Origin of the sequence: Zafaria cholistanensis (assembly GCF_008580665.1) — a bacterium.
Taxonomy (GTDB): Bacteria; Actinomycetota; Actinomycetes; order Actinomycetales; family Micrococcaceae; genus Zafaria; species Zafaria cholistanensis.
Window position 1 is genome coordinate 1 of the sequence record NZ_BKDJ01000003.1, and the last position, 17,010, is coordinate 17,010.

The window sequence follows — 17,010 nt, forward strand, 5'->3', positions numbered from 1 at the left end:
GGCTTCGGCGGGCCTTTCGGCCCGCCGAAGCCGGTGCTACGTTGGGCGGAACGACCGAGTCGGCACACGCGGCACTGCTGTCGCGTGGGAAGGAGTTCCCCCATGGCTAACCGGGCAGGTTCCACCGGTATTGATGCGGCACTGTACCGACGGGAGGGGCCGTGGTGCACCGCTTTCGTCGATGCTTCCCTGGGCACCACGGCGGCCAGGGAAGCCGCCGACGGACTGCCGGAGAAGGCTGCGCAGCTGCTGGCGTCCCAGCGCGCCGACGAGGTGGACATCGCGGCCATGCGGGCCGCACTGCTCCCCGCCAGGGGGTGGGCCTCCCCGGCGGCACGCTTTGTGGCCGTCAACAAGGGCGAGGTCGTGCTCGATGAGGTGCTTCCCGGGGTCGAGGCCGGAGCACCGCGCGTCGATTGCGGACCCTTCCCCAACCTGGTCCCGCTGGCCCGGAACCGCGGCGGGCAGTTCGCCTACGTGGTGGCGGAGGTCGGGCGCGACGGCGGCGAAGTGAGGCTGCGGCACTCGGCGGCGCCCGGGGTGACCGACGTGCGCCGCGTGGCCAGCAACCCGGACGAGGCCCACCATGCCCGGAAGGTCCCGGACCAGTACGGCGAGCCGCAGAACCAATCCGCCACCGAGGAAATCTGGAAGCGCAACGCCGACGGCATCGCCAAGCAGATTGACGACGTGGTTCGCGACAGCGGGGCCCGCCTGGTGGTGCTCTCCGGGGACGTCAAGGCCCGCGAACTGGTCCTCTCCCAGCTGGGGGAGGCCAGCCGGGCCATCGCCACCACCGTGGACCAGCACACCCGCACCGGTGGGGCGGACCAGAACCACTTCAGCGCCGAAATCGAGGCAAAGGTCGCCGAGGCGATGGCCAACGACATCCGGGACCTCTCCGAGAAGGTTGCCAACCGGCTCGGCAGCGGACGCGGGGGATTGGCGCTGGGCCTGTCCGAGGTGGTCACGGCCCTCCAGCAGGCCCAGGCGGACACGGTCCTGGTGGCCCAGTACCAGGACGACGCCACGCTGCGCGCCCTCACCGCGGAGCCGTGGCTGGACACCGAGGACTCCCCGGACCATGCCGAACTGGTGGCCGGGTCCTGGCCCGCGCCGGAGGTCCTGCTGCGGGCGGTCGCCCTGACGGATGCAACCATCCGGTATGTCCCGGACGGGGTCCTGCCCCACGGGGTCGGAGTTGCGGCCCTGCTGCGCTGGCCGAACGGGGAGACCTCCGAGCGCGCGGCCTCCTAGTGTGCGGCAGGGCCCCGTGCCGGCACCGCCGCCACGGGGCCCTGCCCGTCCTGGGCGCCTGGGCGCCTGCCCGTCCTTTGCGCCTACCGGCCAGCGCGGTTCAGGTAGACCTTCCGCAGCGGTTCTGCGACCGTCCACACGGTCCTCATCCCGGCGGCGAGGCGCATCAGGGTACCCGGGGCCAGTTCGGCCTTGCGTGCCGGATGCCCGTCCTGGGGCTCGATTACCACGCTCGCCCGCCCGGCGGTGACGACGAAGACCTCGTCGGCCTCGACGTCGTACGTCGTGCCCTCGGTCAGTTCCCACACGCCGACCTCGAACCCGCCCAGCTCGGCGAGGGCCATCGACGCGACCGTGGGCGTGCCCACGGCGACCCGTTCGGCGGGCACGGGTCCATGCTCCAGCGGCAGCCGGTTGACGCGCAGCGCCTGCCCCGGCTTCAGCCCAATCTCCCCGAGCCCCTTGAGCCGTTCCATGCCCACCCCGTTCCCGTGTCCGCCCTCGTGCGTGCGCAGGGGCGGAGGGCCGCCCCGACGCCGCCATCCTAGTCCAGGAGCAGGTGCGTTGGGGCAGGTCCGCGGCGCACGCCCGCCCGCCTCCCCGTCCCGCGTAGGGTGGGGTCTGGAAGCACAACACCAGCGAAGGATCCGTCTTTTGGCCCGCACCACCCCCATCATCCGCCACCGGGCCGTTGCCCCCGCCCTGCTGCTGGCCGGCATCATGCTGGTGGCGGCGAACCTGCGTCCGGCGATCACCGCCGTCGGTCCGCTGCTGGAACCCATCGGTGCGGAAGCCGGACTGACGGCGGCCCAGTTGGGGCTGCTGACGGCCGTGCCGCTGCTGGCCTTCGCCGCGGTATCGCCTCTGGCCCACGGGCTGGGCGAGCGCTTCGGGATCCATCGCACCGTGCTCGTGGCGCTGGTCCTGCTGCTGGCAGGGACGCTGGTGCGCCCGCTGCCCGGTGCGGCGGCGGGCCTGTGGATCGGGACGTTCATCATCGGGGCGGCAATCGCCCTGGGCAATGTGCTGATCCCGGCAGTCGTCAAACGGGAGTTTCCGGACCGCATGACGGAACTGACCGGTGTTTTCTCGGCCGTCATGGGCGGCCTGGCCGCGCTCGGCGCGGGGTTGGCTGTCCCGCTCTCCCGGGTCCCGCTCGGCGGCGGGGCCGGGGGCTGGCGCTTCGCACTCGGCGCCTACGCGGTCCTTGTGCTGCCCGCGCTGCTGGTGTGGTGGTTGTGGGGGCGCGCGGGCCGGGTGGCTCCATCCACCGGATCCGGCAGGCCTGCCGCGTTTGCCGGGCCTGCCAAGCTCCCCGGCCCGGGCACCAACGATGACGCCCCCATGGCCCGCGGCGCGGTCTGGCGTTCGGCCGTCGCGTGGCAGGTGACCGCGTACATGGGCCTGCAGGCGCTGACCTTCTATGTGCTGGTCAGCTGGCTGCCGACGGTCGAGCAGTCCTACGGCCGGCCCGCCGTGGCGGCAGGGTGGGACCTGATGTTCTTCCAGTTGGCCGGAGTGGTCGCCAGCCTGCTGGCGCCGCTGACGCTGCGTGGCAGGCTGCGGAGGATCGGCCCCGTGGTGCCCGCGGCCGGCACCGCCGCCGCGGTGCTGGGACTGATGCTGGCCCCCGGGGCGATGCTGCTGTGGGTGGTGGTGGCCGGTTTCTTCAGCGGTGCGTCCCTGGTGGTCGCGCTGTCCCTGTTCGGGCTGCGCACGCGCACGCACCGGCAGGCCAGCGCCGTGTCCGGGATGGCCCAGACGGGCGGGTACCTGCTGGCCGCCGCCGGCCCGCCCCTGTTTGGCCTCCTCCACGACCAGTCCGCCGGATGGATCTGGCCCCTGGCCCTGGTGCTTGCGGCCTCGGTCCTGCAGGCGCTGGTCGGGGTGCCGGTCGGACGCGACCGGTACGCCCTCGACGGATAGGGGCCCCGCGGCCCCGCGGCCGCATCCCCCGCGCCCGGTGGCGCTGCAGCTCCGGAGGACTTCCGGCGCTAAGATCGTGCCCATGCGCCGCCCAACCATCGCCCTGACCTTCCCCCGCTCCGCCACCCCATACACCCCGGCCTACCGGGAAGAGGTGTCCGGCCTGGCCGCGTGCGCGGCCGCCGCGGTCGAAGCGGCCGGAGGGACCGCCGTCGTGCTGGATTCCAGCGCCGGAGGCACCGCGGAGGCGGAGCGGTTCGACGGCGCCCTGATCCTTGGCGGCGGGGACGTGGACCCGGCCCGCTACGGCAGCCCCGGGCACCCGAGCATCGGCGACACCGACCCTTCCGCGGACGCCTTCGAGGCCGCGCTGATCGAGGACATGCTCGCCACGGGCCGGCCGGTCCTGGGCATCTGCCGCGGCATGCAGCTGATCAACGTGGTTCTGGGCGGCACGCTCATTGAGGACCTGGGTCCCGGGTCCTTCCACCGGGACCACGGGCCGGGCGGGCTCATGGTTACCCACGATGCCGAAGTCCTGCCCGGCACCCGGCTGGCCGAGGCCTTGGGGGCGGGGGATATTCCGGTGCAGTCGGCCCACCATCAGGCCGTGCGCGAGCTCGGCCGGGGGCTGCGCGTCGCAGCCCGCGCCGCAGACGGCGTCGTCGAAGCGATCGAGTCCGTGGACTTCGGGGACATGGCGCTCGGGGATATGGCGTCCGGGGATATGGCCTGCGGGGATGGGATGCGCGGGGATGGGGGCCCCAAGGGTGCGTGGGTGCTGGCCGTGCAGTGGCACCCTGAACATCGGGGAACCGTGCCGGGCCAGTTCGCCGCGCTGCTGGAGCCCTTCATCGACCGGGCTGGGCGGGTTCACCGGGGACGGACCGGGCCCGGAGTCCCGTCCGCCGCGGCGGTGCCCTCCTAAGCCCCTCCCGAAGCCCCTCCGGGAAAAACCGCCGGGGAAAACCTGCCGGAACGGTAGCGCAGGAACTGCTTGAATGGCCCGCCCATTCCAGCAACTCCTGCGCTACCGTTGGCCGTTTCGCGGCGCGGGGCAGGCCTGACCTGTCCCGCCCCCGGCCGCTGAGCCCGCCCCCGCCCCGTCCCTGCCCCGCCCGGCGTGCCGCTCAGCCGCCGCGCGTGCCCTTCCTCCTCCGGGGCGCATTGGTCACGGCAAACATCAGACGTCTAATGTTTATCCATGCCCACCACCGTTCCGGCCCAGCCGCCGTGCCCGCCGGCTTCCGGCATCCCGCGCGCAGCCGATGCCCCCTCCGCCGCGTCTCCCGCGTCTCCCGCGTCTCCCGCGTCTCCCGCGTCTCCCGCGTCTCCCGCGACTCCCGCCGCTGTCGCCGCCGCTGTTCCCGCGGGCGCACGGCGGTTCCGCGTCCTGCTGGCCGTTGGCGCGGTCGTGCTGGTGGGGCTGAACCTGCGCGCGGGCATCGCCTCCGCAGCCCCGCTCTACCACTCGCTGCAGGAGTTGCTCGGCTACGGTCCGCTGGTGGCGGCGCTGCTGCCAACCATTCCCGTGCTCTGCTTCGGGTTCGCCGGGGCGGCCACCGCTTGGCTGGTCCGGCGCGCCGGGCTGGAGCGCGCAATTGCCCTGGCCCTGTTCCTGCTCGCCGCCGGGCTGGCGGTGCGCGCCGTCGAATCCACCGGCATGCTGCTGGCCGGCACGGCGGCGGCCATGTGCGGGTTGGCCGTCTGCAACGTGGCCATGCCCTCCTTCATCCGGGAACACCACGCCCGCCGCACCCCGGTGATGACCGGGACCTACACCATCACCATGTCCATTGGCGCGACCCTCGCCGCGACCGTCAGCGTCCCGGTTGCGGCAGGGCTCGGCTCGCCGGCCCTTGGGCTTGCGGCGTGGGCGCTGCCCGCCGTTGCCGCGCTGCTGGCCTTCCTGCCGCTGGCCCTCCGCCGCCGGAAAGGCCTTGGCGGGGCGGCCGGGCACGTCTCTCCGTGGCCGATGCTGGCCACGCGCAAGGGCCTGCTGTTCACCGGGCTCTTCGCGGTCCAGGCGCTGCTTGCCTACACCACCATGGGCTGGCTGCCTTCCATCCTCATCGCCCGCGGGCTGGATGCCACGGCCGCAGGCCTCCTGCTGGGCCTGGTGCAGGTGGTCACCATTCCGGCAGTCGTGATGCTGCTGGCCATGGCGGCCCGCCCGCGGCTGGTGCGGCCGGCCTTCCTGGCCACCGGAGTGTCCTCGCTGGCCGGGTTCGTGGCGCTGCTCGTTGTCCCGGCCCAGTGGGCCGTGCTGCCGGCGGTGCTGATGGGGATAGGGTTTGGGGTCTTCCCGCTGGTCATGCTGCTCATCAGCCGCAGCGGGGACACTGCGGCGGAGACCACCGCCCTGTCCACCCTGGCGCAGTCGCTGGGCTACCTGATCGCCGCGGCCGGGCCGTTCGGGCTCGGGCTGCTGCACGACGCGCTCGGCAGCTGGACCGTGCCGCTGGTACTGATGGCTGCCTGCGCGGTGGTCCAACTGCTGCTCGGGTACTGGCTGAGCAGGCGCTTTGGGGGCACGCAGGCCCCGGCCCGGCCAGGGGTGCGGGCATGAGCCCGGGGGAGCGCGGTCCCTCCGGCGTTCGGCCGCCGCTGGCCGGAGAGGTCGTGTCCCGGCTGCGGGACGCGGTTGCGTCCGGCCGCTGGGCGGTGGGGACACGAATCCCTCCCGAGCCCCAACTCGTCACCGAGTTTGGGGTCTCCCGCGGCACGCTCCGCGAGGCGGTCAAGGCCCTGGCCCACACCGGAATGCTTGAGGTGCTGCGCGGGGACGGAACGTACGTGCGGGCCACCAGCGAGATCCGGGGAACCGCGCGGCGGGCCTATCACGAGCACGCGGACGAGGACGTGCTGCAGGTGCGCTTCGCGCTGGACACCCAGGCGGCGCGGCTGGCCGCGCGGACGGCCGACGCCGGCGTGGTGGCAGGATTGCGCGCCCTGCTGGCCCGGCGGCGGCAGGCCTGGACGGCCGGGGACTTTGACGCGTGGGCTTCCGCGGATTGGGCCTTCCACCTGAAGGTGGCGGAGGCTTCCGGCAACCCTTTGCTGCACGAGCTCTATGACAGCTTCGGCGACGTGTTCCACGGAACCAAGATGGCCCAGCGGCTGGACAAGGGGTTCAATGGCTGCCTGGCTGCCGGGCACGAGGACCTGGCCGATGCCATCGAGGCCGGAGACGGCGAGGCGGCGGTGCGCACCGTCATCGAAAACCTCGACTACTGCATGCGGTGGATGCCCGGGGTGTAGCCGGGCGGCGCACCCTGCGGTGAACCCAGCCGTGCGAACGGCAGGAATTCCAGCCCCGCGAACCTGACCTACGACCTGCTGGAGCGGGCCGGGACGGGAACAAACGGCGAGCGCACCCCTGCTACCCGTGGGGATAGATGCCCCGTCCGGTCTTGGCGCCCAGATGCCCCGCGTCCACGAGCCTGCGCAGATTGTTCGGCACCACCAGTGCGGGGTCGTGGGATTGCCCGAACATTGCATCCGCTGCGGCGCAGACCACGTCCAGGCCGATGAAGTCGGCCAGCTCCAGCGGGCCCATCGGGTGGCCGCATCCAAGCCGCATGGCCTCGTCGATGGTCTCCGCCGGCGCATAGCCATTGTCCAGCATCCGTGCCGCCGCGAGCAGGAAGGGGATCAGCAGGGCGTTCACCACGAAGCCGGGTCGGTCCTCAAGGAGGAGGGCTGTCTTGCCCAGCCCTGCCGCCACGAACTCCCGGGTCGCCGCGACGGTGCCCTCGCTGCTGTGTACGGTGCGGATGACCTCGACCAGCGGCATGCGGGGGACCGGGTTGAAAAAGTGCAGGCCCAGGAACCGGTCCCGATGCGCCAGGGCCTGGGCCAGCCTGGTAATCGGGATCGAGGAGGTGTTGGTGGCGATCACGGCGGACCGGGAAACATGCCCTTCGACGGAGGCCAGCACGGCGAGCTTGACCTCCAGGATTTCCGGAACGGCCTCGATCACCAGTTGGCAACCGGACAGGGAGTCCGGTGCCGACGCAGGCTCCAGCAGGGCCAGCCGCTCGGAGGCCTGGTCGGCCGAAAGCTGGCCCTGTTCGACCGAGCGGGCCAGGCTGGACTCAATGCGCTTGCGCGCAGAGCTCAAGGCCTCCTGGGAGGAGTCATGGAGGACCACACGCAAGCCGGCCCGCAATGCGCTTTCGGCGATGCCGCGCCCCATCGTCCCGGAACCGACGACGCCGACGGAGGAAATGGCGGTCATCAGGCGTCCCATCTCCTGAAGAGTGCCGCGATGGCCTGGCCGCCGCCGATGCACAGCGTCGCGATGCCCAGTTCCAGCCCCCGGCGCTGCAGGTCCTTGGCGACCCGCAGGGCCAGGATGGCGCCGGTGGCGCCCACCGGATGGCCCAGGGCGATGGCCCCGCCGTAGGGATTCGTAGTTTCTGGGTCCAGCCCCACGTCCCGGATGACGGCCACGGCTTGGGCGGCAAACGCCTCGTTTAATTCGACAACGCCGATGTCGCTGGGCTTCAGGCCCGTCTCGGCGAAGAGCTTTTGCAGGGCCAGGGCCGGCGCATAGCCCATCAGGGCCGGATCGATGCCGGCAACCGCCACGTGTTCCAGGGTGGCGAGCGCGTCCAGCCCCCGTTCGCGCAGGGTGTTTTCGCGCATCAGGACCATCGCGGCGGCGCCATCGTTGACCCCGGAGGCATTGCCGGCGGTGACGGATCCGTCCTGCAGGAAGGCCGGGTGCAGGCTGGCCAGGCTGGCCAGCGTGGTGTCCGGGCGGGGGTGCTCGTCGTCGGTTACCGTCACCGGATTCCTGCCCAGCACCTTCACGGGGGTGATTTCCTCGGCGAACGCCGCTCGGGCGGCAGCCGTGGCCGCCCGCCGCTGGCTTTCCAGCGCGAACTCGTCCTGTTCGGCGCGGCTGACGCCGTACTTTTCCGCCACGTTTTCGGCGGTGACACCCATGTGCTTGTTGCTGAACGGGTCGGTCAGCATGGCGAGGGTCCCGTCAACCGCCGTTCGGTTGCCCAGCCGGCCGTTGGCCCGGGAATCGAAGTCAAGGAACGGCATGCGGGACATCGACTCGTCGCCCCCGGCAAGGACGATCTCCGCCGCCCCCCAGCGCAGCTGCTGCGCCGCCGACCAGACCGCCTGCAGGCCGCTGCCGCAGAGCCGGTTCACGGTGAGCGCCGTGGCGGAGGGCAGCACCCCCGCGGCGAGGGCGACCCGCCGCGCGTTGTAGGCGTCCGCTCCCACCTGGCCCACGCAGCCCATGATGACCTCGTCCACGTCCTGCGCATCGACCCCGCTGCGTTCCAGAGCGGCGGTGGCGGCAATGGCCCCCAGTTCATGGGCAGGCAGGGACATCAGGGCGCCACCGTACCGGCCCACCGGCGTCCGCGCGCCCTCGGCGATCACAATCTTTTCCTGCGGCATGGTGCCTCGTTTCTCTTGGGTCCGCCGCTGCGGCGGGAACTGGCCTGCGGTGTCCTGTGGTGCGCTCAGCCGGCGACTTCGCGGCCCAGCAGTTGGCGGGCTATGATCCACTTCTGGATTTCGTTGGCGCCCTCGTAGATTTCGGTGACCTTGCTGTCGCGGTAGAGGGCCTCTACGGGGCCGGGCATTCCGTCAGCGCCGAGTTCCTGGGTGAACCCGAGGCCGCCAAAGAGCTGGACCGCGTCGCGGGCGATGTCGACGGCCAGCGATGTGCCGGCGATCTTGGCCATTGCCGCCTCGGGCTCGGGCACGGTGCTTCCCTGGTCCATGCGGAGGGCGGCCTTGATGTAGAGCGACCGGGCGGCTTCGAGTTGGACGGCCCGGTCCGCCATCAGGAACTGCCAGTGCTGGAACCGGCCCAGTTTCGCGCCGAAGGCCTCCCGGGTCCGGAGCCGCTCGGTCATCTGGTCGAAGGCGTTCTGGGCCATGCCCACCCCTGCGGCGGCGATGGCGACGCGTCCGTAGGTGAGCATCGAGAGCGCGATCTTCAGGCCTCCGCCCTCGGCGCCGAGCAGCGCGCTGTCCGGCAGTTCCACGCCGTCAAGGACGACGTCGGCGGTCAGCTGGCCCTTGTTGCCGAGCTTGCGGTCCGCCCGCCCCACGGTGAGGCCGGGGGCCGTGCCTGGCACGATGAACATGGAAAGCCGCTCACCGGTGCGTGCCAGAACCAGGATGACATCGGCGACCGGGGCATTGGTGATCCACCGCTTGCGCCCCTGCAGCCGCCAGCCGGTGCCGGTGCGGGTGGCGGTGGTCTGCACGGACTGGGGACTCAGGTCGCTTGAGGAGCCGGGCTCGCTGGTGGCGAAGGCCCCAATGATCTCTCCGCGGACCAGCGGTCCCATCCACTGCTGGCGTTGCCCGGGCGATCCCTGGTTCAGTGCGGTCCCGGCCAGGACGCAGTGGACGTCGAAAATCGCGGCCACGGAATTTGAGTGGTACGCCAGCTCCTCGATGGCCGCCACGGTCGCGGAGGCCGGCCTTTCCAGGCCCAGGCCGCCGGCCTCGGCAGGGAAGGCAATCCGGAAAAGCCCCTCGCGGGCCATCGCCTCGAACACGTCGGCGGGAAAGCCGTCCTCCACCTCGTCGCCGGTGGCAATGCGGCCGGCGGCGGGGGCAACGACGGAGTCGGCGAAGCGGCGCACCCGCCCGCGGACCTCCAAAGTTTCCGCGCTGGAGAGCAGGTCGTGGTAGAGGCGATCGGCCTGCCGCGCGGGTACGTGGACGGCGCTGTCGGTGGTGGTGCTGGTCATGAGTCCTCCAGGTACTGGTGGGGGAAGCGGGCAGGGGATGGACGCGCCGCGGGTTTTCAGCTGCTGGTGTAGCCGGCGTCTACGTGGATGGTGGTTCCGGTGACGTAGGAGGACAGGTCCGAGGCCAGCCAGAGCGTGGCCTGGGCAACCTCCTCGGCCGTGCCGAAGCGGTTGAGCAGGCCCAGCCGCGGGGCGATGCCGGCCTCCGACTGCCCGCGCCGCGCCAGCGAGGCATGCAGCATGGGCGTGTCGATGGTGCCCGGGGCCACGCAGTTGATGCGGATGTTCCGCGCGCCGTTTTCCATGGCCGCAACCTTGGTCAGCCCCACGACGCCGTGCTTGGCCGCAACGTAGGCGGCGGCGTTGGCCCGCGGACGGAAACCGCGGACCGAGGAGACATTGATGATGGACCCGCCGCCGCCCTGCCTGATCAGCTGCCGCAACTCGTACTTCAGGCACAGCGCAACCCCTTTGAGGTTGACGCCCATCAGCCGGTCCCAGTAGTCCTCGTCGAGTTCCGGAAGCGGGTTGACGTCGGGAGTGATGGCGGCGTTGTTCACCGCAGTGTCCAGCCGGCCGTAGGCGGCGATGACGGCGTCCACCATCGACTTCACCTGCTCCGACCGGGAAACGTCGACCTTGATGTAGCAGGCGGTGCCGCCGTCCGCCTCGATCCCGGCCACGGTCCTCCGGCCGGCCTCCTCGTTGAAGTCCGCCACGGCGACCCTGGCGCCGGCCCTGGCGAAAAGCCCGGCCGTCGCCGCGCCCATGCCCATGCCCGCGCCGGTCACCAGCGCGACCTTGTCCTGCAGCACCGGATACGTCATCGTGTTCGCTCGCTTCTGGGGTGGGTGCCGCTCACCGGAAAGACGGGAGGACTTCGTCCCTGAACAGTTCCAGGGTGCGCAGCACCTGCTCCTGCTCAAGCCCGTACCACTGCATGCGCAAGACGATGTAGGTCAGGCCCTGCTCCTCCAGTTCCTTCAGGGCAACCACGGCCGAGGCCGGGTCCGTGAACAGGTAAGAGGCATCCGCGGTTTCCGTCGCGGCCTGGTCCGAGGCCAGGTGGGCATAGTTGCCCGTCTGGTCGGGTGCGTTGTACTTCGCGTACTCGCGGGTCAGCGAGTTGCGTGCGGCCAGCCCCACGGCCCGCGCCCGGTCCGCGTCCGGATCCAGCACGAGCTCGCGGCGGACCACGAACTCCGAGGCCGGGCCCAGGCCGAGCCGGTCGCGCTCGGCACGGTAGTGGCCGAGGACGACCTCCAGCTTTTCGGGGGAGGTGTGGGGCGGAACGATCCAGGCGTCGCCAAGCCGGGCCGCCCGCTCCGCGCCCTTGCGGTGGGCGCCGGCGCCGATCCAGATCGGGGGCCCGCCGGGCTGGACCGGGACCAGGCTGATCCGCTCGTCCTCGATGTGGAAGTGCCGGCCGGCGAAGCTGGTCCGTTCCCCGCTCCAGAGCTGGCGCACCAGCTGGATGCTCTCCTCGAAGCGGCTGATCCGCTCCTCCATCGGCACGCCGAAGGACTTGAACTCGTTCTCGCGGTAGCCCATCCCGAAGCCGGCGATCGCGTTGCCGTTGCTGAGGTGGTCCAGGGTGGAGAACTCCTCGGCCACCCCGACCGGGTGGCGCAGGGGCAGGATGTACATGTTGGTGCCCAGCTTCATCTCGCCGGCGTCCTGCGACAGCGCCGAGAGCAGGTGCACCGGCTGCAGCGTCGGCATGCCGCCCAGGTAGTGCTGCAGTACCCAGAGCGAGTCGATGCCGGCCCCGCGCGCGGCACGGACCTGCTCGCGCAACAGCGAGATGCGGCTGGCGGGCACCACGTCCTGGGGGAAATCGTTCATTAGGGCGAGTCCGAACTTCAGTGCCATCTGCTTACTCCTTCGTGGATGGGTCGAGGATCAGGGCGGCGTCGACGATGACGGCGCCACCGGGGGCTTCCGAGACGATGACGGGGTTCAGGTCGGCCTGCTGCAGCCAGCCGGAGGCCGCGAACAGCTCCGAGAAGTCCACGATGAGCCCAATCAGCGATTCCCTGTCGTAGCGGGTCCCGCGGTGGCCCCGCAGCAGCCGGCCGACCGCCAGCTCGTCGAGCGCGCCCCCGGCCTCCTCCCGCGTGAGGGGGCATTGGCGGAACACCACGTCGTCGACCAGCTCGGCCAGGACGCCGCCGGCCCCGATCATCACCAGCGGGCCGAACCGGGGATCCCGGATCCCGCCAATGATGACCTCGGCCCCCTCGCGGAGCTCGGCCAGCAGCAGCCCCTCCGATTCCAGCCCCTGTGCGGCGACGATGTCCGCGAAGTCCCCCACAGCCCGGGCGAGGTCGGCTTCGCCGCGCACCCCCACCCGCACCAGGCCCAGGTCGGACTTGTGCACCACGCCGGCGCACAGCTGCTTGGCCACCAGCGGCCAGCCGATCCCGGCTGCCGCCCCGGCGGCCCCGGCCGCGTCCTTGAGCAGGACCTCGCGGGAGACGGGCAGCCCGTGCCGGCGCAGGAAGGCCTTGGCCTGGTGTTCCGTGGGTAGGTCGGGCAGCCCCGCCGGACGGGGAACCGCTGCTGTCCCGCCCCGCGGCCCTGCCGCTGTGGCGGCCGAACGCAGGCCGGCCCAACGAACCAGGTGGGACAGTGCCGTGAGGGCAGCGTCGACCGAGCCGAAGTGGGCCGCCCTGCCGGCGGCGAGGACCTGCTCTCCGCGCTGCGTCAGGTTGGCGGCCGTCCAGGCCGAGATGACCGTTGGCTTCGTGCTGGCCTCGGCCGCCGCAATGAAGCCCGGCAGCAGCCGCTCGGCGTCGTGCGCCCCCCACGTGGGGATCGCGTACAGGGCCAGGTCGAACTCGGGCGCGCGCTCGAGTTCGTCGAGCACACTGCGCAGGAACCCGGAATTGCCGATCACCTGGCCGGTGAGGTCGAAGGGGTTGCTGGGGGTGCCGAAGCGCATGTCGCGGGACAGCGCACGGATGGTGTCCTCGCCGAGCGCCGGCACCTCGAGGCCGAGTTCGCTGGCCCGGTCCGCGGCGTAGCTGCACTCCCCGCCCGAGGGCGACACGATGAGGATCCGGTTCGAGGCCGGCGGCTCGACCTTGGCCATCAGGTCGGCGGTGTGGATCAGCGCGTCGACCGAATCGACCACCAGGACGCCGATCTGTTCCATGACGCTGCGGAAGACCCGGTAGGAACCGGCCAGCGCCCCGGTGTGGCTGAGCGAACTGCGGGCCCCGGCTTCGGAACGGCCCACCTTCAGGGCCAGCACCGGCTTGCCGGCGCGGTGGGCCTTGGCCACTGCCGCCGTGAAGGCCGGCACGTCGCGCAGCTCCTCGACGAACAGGACGATCACTTTGGTGTGCTCGTCGTCGGCGAGCGCGTCCACCAGGTCGGCGACGTCAATATCGGCCTCGTTGCCGACGCTGACAAACCCGCGGATGCCGATGCCGGCTCCCTGGGCCCGGTTGAACAGGTTCACCGCCATGCCCCCGCTCTGGCTGATGATGGAGACCGCCCCGGGGGTGAAGACGTCGGTGATGTTCAGCGTGGGGCACGCCACTACCTTCTCCGCGACACCGACCGCGCCGATGCAGTTTGGCCCAAGCAGCCGGCTCCCGCCGGTGCGGGCCAGCTCCACCAGTTCCCGCTGGCGGGCCCGGCCGGCCTCGCCGTCCTCGGCGAAGCCGGCTGAACAGACCGTAATAACCTTCACTCCGGCGTCGACGCAGTCGCGCACGGCGTCGGGCACGAGGTCGCTGCGGACCAGCAGGATGGCGGCGTCGACCGGCTCGCCAATGGCCCGGACGCTCGGATAGCAGGCCAGCCCGCCCAGCTCCGTGTGGCGCGGGTTGACCGGGAAGATGCGGCCGGCATAGCCGGTCCGCAGCAGGTTGGTGAGGCTGCGCGACGAGTACCCGGCCTCGTTGCCCGAGGCGCCGACGACGGCGATGGAGCGCGGTGCGAGCACGGACGCCAGGTCCAGCGGCAGGCGGTTGGCGGTACTGGTCAGGGTGGGTGCGTTCATTGGTTGTCCTTGTGGTTGCCAGGCGTGCCGGCGCCGGCCGGACCCTGGAGGATCTTGGCCAGTGCATAGGCCTGGCGGGTGGCGAAAACCAGCCGGCGCGGCGCGAAGGCGTCACCGAGCAGGTGGACGTTGTCGCGGCGGTCGCGCAGCTCCTCGAACAGGGAGCTCTCCGAGACGCCGCCGCAGGCCAGCACCACCGAGTCGAAGTCCTCCAGCCGGTCCTGGACGCCGGAGTAGACGTTGCGTGTGGTGATGGTGCCGGCGCCGATCGCGGTGACCTCCTCCATGAAACGGAACTGCACCTGCTGGGCGCTGAGCCGGCCCAGGATCACGCCCACTATGTAGCGGCCGAGCAGTTGGGCCGGTCCGTTGGTGGCGTAGACCACGCGTACGTGGTGGCCGCGGGAACTCAGGTGGTCGGCCAGGGCCAGCGGGGGCATATGGTCGTCCTGGGCCACGACGACCACCCGTTTGCCGGGGATGGCGGCGCCGCTGAGGACGTCGCGGATCTCCAGCACCGCCTCGCCGTGCGCGCCGTCGATTGGCGGGCGCCTGGCCGAGGCGCCGGTGGCCACGGCGACGGCATCGGCGTCCTCGGCCAGCACGTCCGCGGCGGTGGCCGGCTGGTGGAGCCTGATCTTGACCCCCAGGTCCGCGAGCCGGTTCCGCTGCCAGTCCAGGTACCGGCCGAACCTTTCGTGCCGTGGGGCCGCCGCCGCGATCCGCAGCTGGCCGCCCACCTCCTCCGCGGCCTCCCACAGGTCCACGCGGTGCCCGCTCTCCGCCGCCAGCGCCGCCAGTTCCAGCCCCGCGGGGCCGCCGCCAACGACGAGCAGCCGCCGCGGGCTGGCCGAGCGCAGCCAGGGGCCTTCGACCTCGTTGCTCGCGTGCGGGTTCACGGCGCAGCCGAAGGGCAGCCCGTCCACGTAGCGGCGGTTGATGCATTCGTTCCCGCCGACGCAGGGACGGATCTCCGCGGTGCGGCCCTCCCGGGCCTTGAGCAGGATCTCGCCATCGGCAATGTGGGCCCGGGCCATGCCCACCACGTCGGCATCCCCGGCAGACAGGATGCGTTCGGCGGTTTCCGGGGAGTCGACCAGCCCGGTGTGCACCACGGGCAGCCCGATGGCGCGCTTGAGGTCCCCCGCCAGGCCGGACCATTGCCCGGGGTCGAAGAAATGCGGCTGGATGTAGCTGGGGTTTCCCCAAGGGGTGCCTACGACGGCGTGGATGAAGTCGATGAGACCCGTTGATTCCAGGTACTGGGCAATCTCGATGCCGCCGGCGGCGTCGTAGCCGCCGGGAACTTCTTCCTTGAGGTTGAGCCGTACGCCGACGGCCATCGAGCCGCCGACTGCGCCGCGGATGGCGGTGAGGACCTCCACCACAAACCGCGCGCGGTTCTCCAGCGAACCGCCATAGGCGTCTGCACGGTGGTTCGTGAGCGGGGAGAGAAACCACTCCAGCAGGTCGTCGTGGTTGACATGCAGTTCGATGCCGTCCAGCCCGGCCCGCCGTGCCTGTTCGGCGGAGTACCCGTATTCGCGCACGAACCAGGCGATTTCCCGGGTGGTGAGCACGTGGGGCATCGAGTTGCCGGCCGGGCCGCTCAGCCGCGGCGAGGGAGCGTGGGGAAAGCCGCCGATCATTGTCATCTGGCAGGTGACGACCGCTCCTGTCGCATGCAGGGTACCGGTGACCCGCTGCACGCGGTCCACAAAGTAGGGCAGCCGGAAATAGCCCTTGGTCTCCGCGCTGATGCCCGAGGGCTCGAAGCCGGGGATGAACTGGTTCTGGATGCGCCCGGTGACCCCGCCGACCCAGGCCACTCCCGCCTTGGCGCGGGACTCCAGGTATGCTATCGCCCGCGTTGCCTCATCCTCGTCGGTTCCCCACAGGTTGCCGATGGCGGAGTTGTGCGGCGGCATCATGACCCGGTTGCGCAGGTGCATCGGCCCGAGCCGGACGGGCGAGAACAGGTGCGGGAAAGCCGCTTCCCCCTCTGCCGCTAATCCTTGGTCATGATTCATACGATTAACTTAGATCTCGCCCCCAGCCCGGTCAAGGGGCGCCTCTTTCAGGGGCCGCGCCTCCTTGACGGGGGATTCAAACCATGTTCATGATTAGGCGATTTTAAAAAAGCGGTGGCTGCGAGGGCCCGGCGGCGCCCCAAGGGGGGGTGCCCCCGGCCGCCGCCGGGAGTCCCTGCGCACGGGCTCGTGGCCGACCGTCCCCTGGTGGTGGGTGGCGGGCCCTTTGGACCTACCTAGTTGGGAGTTGACATGTCTTCAGTCGGTGTCAGTGTGGAGGACGTCGGAGGCGTGGTCCGCATCAGGCTCGAGCGTCCGGAGCGGCGCAACGCCTACGACCTCGGCATGGCCAAGGCCATGATCGAGGGCCTGCAGTCCGCCTCGCGGGCGGAGGCCGTTGTCATTAGCGGCAGTGGCGGCTCATTCTGCGCCGGGGGAGCCCTGGGGCAGCTGAGTGATCCCGACCCGGAGGAGCTGCGCGAACTGTTCACAACCTCGCTGCGCCTGGTTGACGCCATCCGTGCCTGCCCGCGGCCGGTCATTGCCGCCGTGGACGGCGCGGCGGCCGGCGGCGGCAACGAGTTGGTCATTGCCTGCGATTTCGCGATCGCCACGCGGCGATCGACGTTTGGCCAGACGGGGCCCAAGGTCGGCTCGGCTCCCGTGCTCGGCGCCACGAACCTCGCCTCGGTGCAGATCGGCGAAAAGCGCGCCAAGGAAATGTCCTTCATGTGCCGGCGCTACACCGCGGAGCAGGCCTGCGCGATGGGACTGATCAACGAGGTGGTCCCCGACGGCATGCTGGACGACGGCGTGGACCGCTGGCTTGCGGAGATCCACGAGCTCAGCCCCCGCTACCTGGAGATCGCCAAGGTGAGCTCCAATATGTGGTGGAACGCCTCAAAGGACAACATGCAGGCGGGCCTGGAATCCCTGATCCAGGCGATCGGCAGCGAGGACATGCGCGAGGGGGCGCAGGCCTTCCTGGAAAAGCGCAAGCCCCGCTTCCGCGACGCTGCCCGCCCGGTGGGCACCGCCTGATCGGCGC

14 protein-coding genes are annotated in these 17,010 nt (G+C 71.2%); 6 read left to right on the forward strand and 8 right to left on the reverse strand.

Annotated elements, in window-relative coordinates; all coding sequences use genetic code 11:
• Positions 1-102 precede the first annotated feature (102 nt).
• The gene (locus tag NCCP_RS03820; RefSeq protein WP_149955924.1) at positions 103-1,257 is read left to right on the forward strand and encodes a baeRF2 domain-containing protein; all 1,155 of its coding nucleotides are present in this window, start codon (positions 103-105) and stop codon (positions 1,255-1,257) included.
• A gap of 83 nt (positions 1,258-1,340) precedes the next feature.
• On the opposite strand, the gene NCCP_RS03825 is transcribed toward NCCP_RS03820, so the two are convergent.
• Positions 1,341-1,733, reverse strand: a complete 393-nt coding sequence (locus tag NCCP_RS03825) for a cupin domain-containing protein (protein ID WP_149955925.1) — start codon at positions 1,731-1,733, stop codon at positions 1,341-1,343.
• 178 nt (positions 1,734-1,911) lie between these two features.
• Here NCCP_RS03825 and NCCP_RS03830 point away from each other — a divergent pair, with 178 nt between their 5' ends.
• The 4 genes from NCCP_RS03830 to NCCP_RS03845 all read left to right on the forward strand — a co-directional run bounded on the left by NCCP_RS03830 (position 1,912) and on the right by NCCP_RS03845 (position 6,444).
• On the forward strand, positions 1,912-3,183 hold the full coding sequence (locus tag NCCP_RS03830; protein ID WP_172627285.1) for an MFS transporter: 1,272 nt from the start codon (positions 1,912-1,914) through the stop codon (positions 3,181-3,183).
• 82 nt (positions 3,184-3,265) lie between these two features.
• Complete coding sequence (locus NCCP_RS03835) at positions 3,266-4,111, forward strand: gamma-glutamyl-gamma-aminobutyrate hydrolase family protein (RefSeq protein WP_149955927.1); 846 nt, start codon at positions 3,266-3,268, stop codon at positions 4,109-4,111.
• A 276-nt stretch (positions 4,112-4,387) separates the two neighbouring features.
• Positions 4,388-5,752: an MFS transporter gene (locus tag NCCP_RS03840; RefSeq protein WP_149955928.1), complete on the forward strand. Its 1,365-nt coding sequence runs from the start codon at positions 4,388-4,390 to the stop codon at positions 5,750-5,752.
• Complete coding sequence (locus NCCP_RS03845) at positions 5,749-6,444, forward strand: FadR/GntR family transcriptional regulator (RefSeq protein WP_149955929.1); 696 nt, start codon at positions 5,749-5,751, stop codon at positions 6,442-6,444. Before NCCP_RS03840 ends, NCCP_RS03845 begins: the two co-directional genes overlap by 4 nt.
• Before the next feature lie 121 nt (positions 6,445-6,565).
• On the opposite strand, the gene NCCP_RS03850 is transcribed toward NCCP_RS03845, so the two are convergent.
• Genes NCCP_RS03850 through NCCP_RS03880 form a run of 7 tightly spaced genes read right to left on the reverse strand, consistent with a single transcriptional unit; the run spans position 6,566 to position 15,962 of the window.
• Positions 6,566-7,423: a 3-hydroxyacyl-CoA dehydrogenase family protein gene (locus NCCP_RS03850; RefSeq protein WP_149955930.1), complete on the reverse strand. Its 858-nt coding sequence runs from the start codon at positions 7,421-7,423 to the stop codon at positions 6,566-6,568.
• Positions 7,423-8,718 carry a thiolase family protein gene (locus NCCP_RS03855; RefSeq protein WP_225873663.1) on the reverse strand — a complete coding sequence of 432 codons (1,296 nt, stop codon included), beginning with the start codon at positions 8,716-8,718 and terminating at the stop codon, positions 7,423-7,425. The genes NCCP_RS03850 and NCCP_RS03855 overlap by 1 nt, the downstream gene beginning before the upstream one ends.
• Positions 8,673-9,920, reverse strand: a complete 1,248-nt coding sequence (locus NCCP_RS03860) for an acyl-CoA dehydrogenase family protein (protein ID WP_149955932.1) — start codon at positions 9,918-9,920, stop codon at positions 8,673-8,675. The genes NCCP_RS03855 and NCCP_RS03860 overlap by 46 nt, the downstream gene beginning before the upstream one ends.
• A gap of 56 nt (positions 9,921-9,976) precedes the next feature.
• Positions 9,977-10,747: an SDR family NAD(P)-dependent oxidoreductase gene (locus tag NCCP_RS03865; protein WP_149955933.1), complete on the reverse strand. Its 771-nt coding sequence runs from the start codon at positions 10,745-10,747 to the stop codon at positions 9,977-9,979.
• A 31-nt stretch (positions 10,748-10,778) separates the two neighbouring features.
• Positions 10,779-11,792, reverse strand: a complete 1,014-nt coding sequence (locus tag NCCP_RS03870) for an LLM class flavin-dependent oxidoreductase (RefSeq protein WP_149955934.1) — start codon at positions 11,790-11,792, stop codon at positions 10,779-10,781.
• Between the two features lie 4 nt (positions 11,793-11,796).
• The gene (locus tag NCCP_RS03875) at positions 11,797-13,932 is read right to left on the reverse strand and encodes an acetate--CoA ligase family protein (protein WP_149955935.1); all 2,136 of its coding nucleotides are present in this window, start codon (positions 13,930-13,932) and stop codon (positions 11,797-11,799) included.
• Positions 13,929-15,962, reverse strand: a complete 2,034-nt coding sequence (locus NCCP_RS03880) for an oxidoreductase (RefSeq protein ID WP_149955936.1) — start codon at positions 15,960-15,962, stop codon at positions 13,929-13,931. The genes NCCP_RS03875 and NCCP_RS03880 overlap by 4 nt, the downstream gene beginning before the upstream one ends.
• Positions 15,963-16,214: 252 nt before the next feature.
• Between NCCP_RS03880 and NCCP_RS03885 the strand changes: the two genes are divergently transcribed.
• Positions 16,215-17,003, forward strand: coding sequence for an enoyl-CoA hydratase/isomerase family protein (locus NCCP_RS03885; protein WP_149955937.1), 789 nt, complete (start codon positions 16,215-16,217; stop codon positions 17,001-17,003).
• Positions 17,004-17,010: the final 7 nt, after the last annotated feature.

Bases quoted from the DNA above. Each gene is read 5' to 3' on its own strand.
- NCCP_RS03820 (WP_149955924.1), top strand. From the start codon at position 103: ATGGCTAACCGGGCAGGTTCCACCGGTATTGATGCGGCACTGTACCGA.
- NCCP_RS03825 (WP_149955925.1), bottom strand. From the start codon at position 1,733: ATGGAACGGCTCAAGGGGCTCGGGGAGATTGGGCTGAAGCCGGGGCAG.
- NCCP_RS03835 (WP_149955927.1), top strand. From the start codon at position 3,266: ATGCGCCGCCCAACCATCGCCCTGACCTTCCCCCGCTCCGCCACCCCA.
- NCCP_RS03840 (WP_149955928.1), top strand. From the start codon at position 4,388: ATGCCCACCACCGTTCCGGCCCAGCCGCCGTGCCCGCCGGCTTCCGGC.
- NCCP_RS03845 (WP_149955929.1), top strand. From the start codon at position 5,749: ATGAGCCCGGGGGAGCGCGGTCCCTCCGGCGTTCGGCCGCCGCTGGCC.
- NCCP_RS03850 (WP_149955930.1), bottom strand. From the start codon at position 7,423: ATGACCGCCATTTCCTCCGTCGGCGTCGTCGGTTCCGGGACGATGGGG.
- NCCP_RS03860 (WP_149955932.1), bottom strand. From the start codon at position 9,920: ATGACCAGCACCACCACCGACAGCGCCGTCCACGTACCCGCGCGGCAG.
- NCCP_RS03865 (WP_149955933.1), bottom strand. From the start codon at position 10,747: ATGACGTATCCGGTGCTGCAGGACAAGGTCGCGCTGGTGACCGGCGCG.
- NCCP_RS03870 (WP_149955934.1), bottom strand. From the start codon at position 11,792: ATGGCACTGAAGTTCGGACTCGCCCTAATGAACGATTTCCCCCAGGAC.
- NCCP_RS03875 (WP_149955935.1), bottom strand. From the start codon at position 13,932: ATGAACGCACCCACCCTGACCAGTACCGCCAACCGCCTGCCGCTGGAC.
- NCCP_RS03880 (WP_149955936.1), bottom strand. From the start codon at position 15,962: ATGAATCATGACCAAGGATTAGCGGCAGAGGGGGAAGCGGCTTTCCCG.
- NCCP_RS03885 (WP_149955937.1), top strand. From the start codon at position 16,215: ATGTCTTCAGTCGGTGTCAGTGTGGAGGACGTCGGAGGCGTGGTCCGC.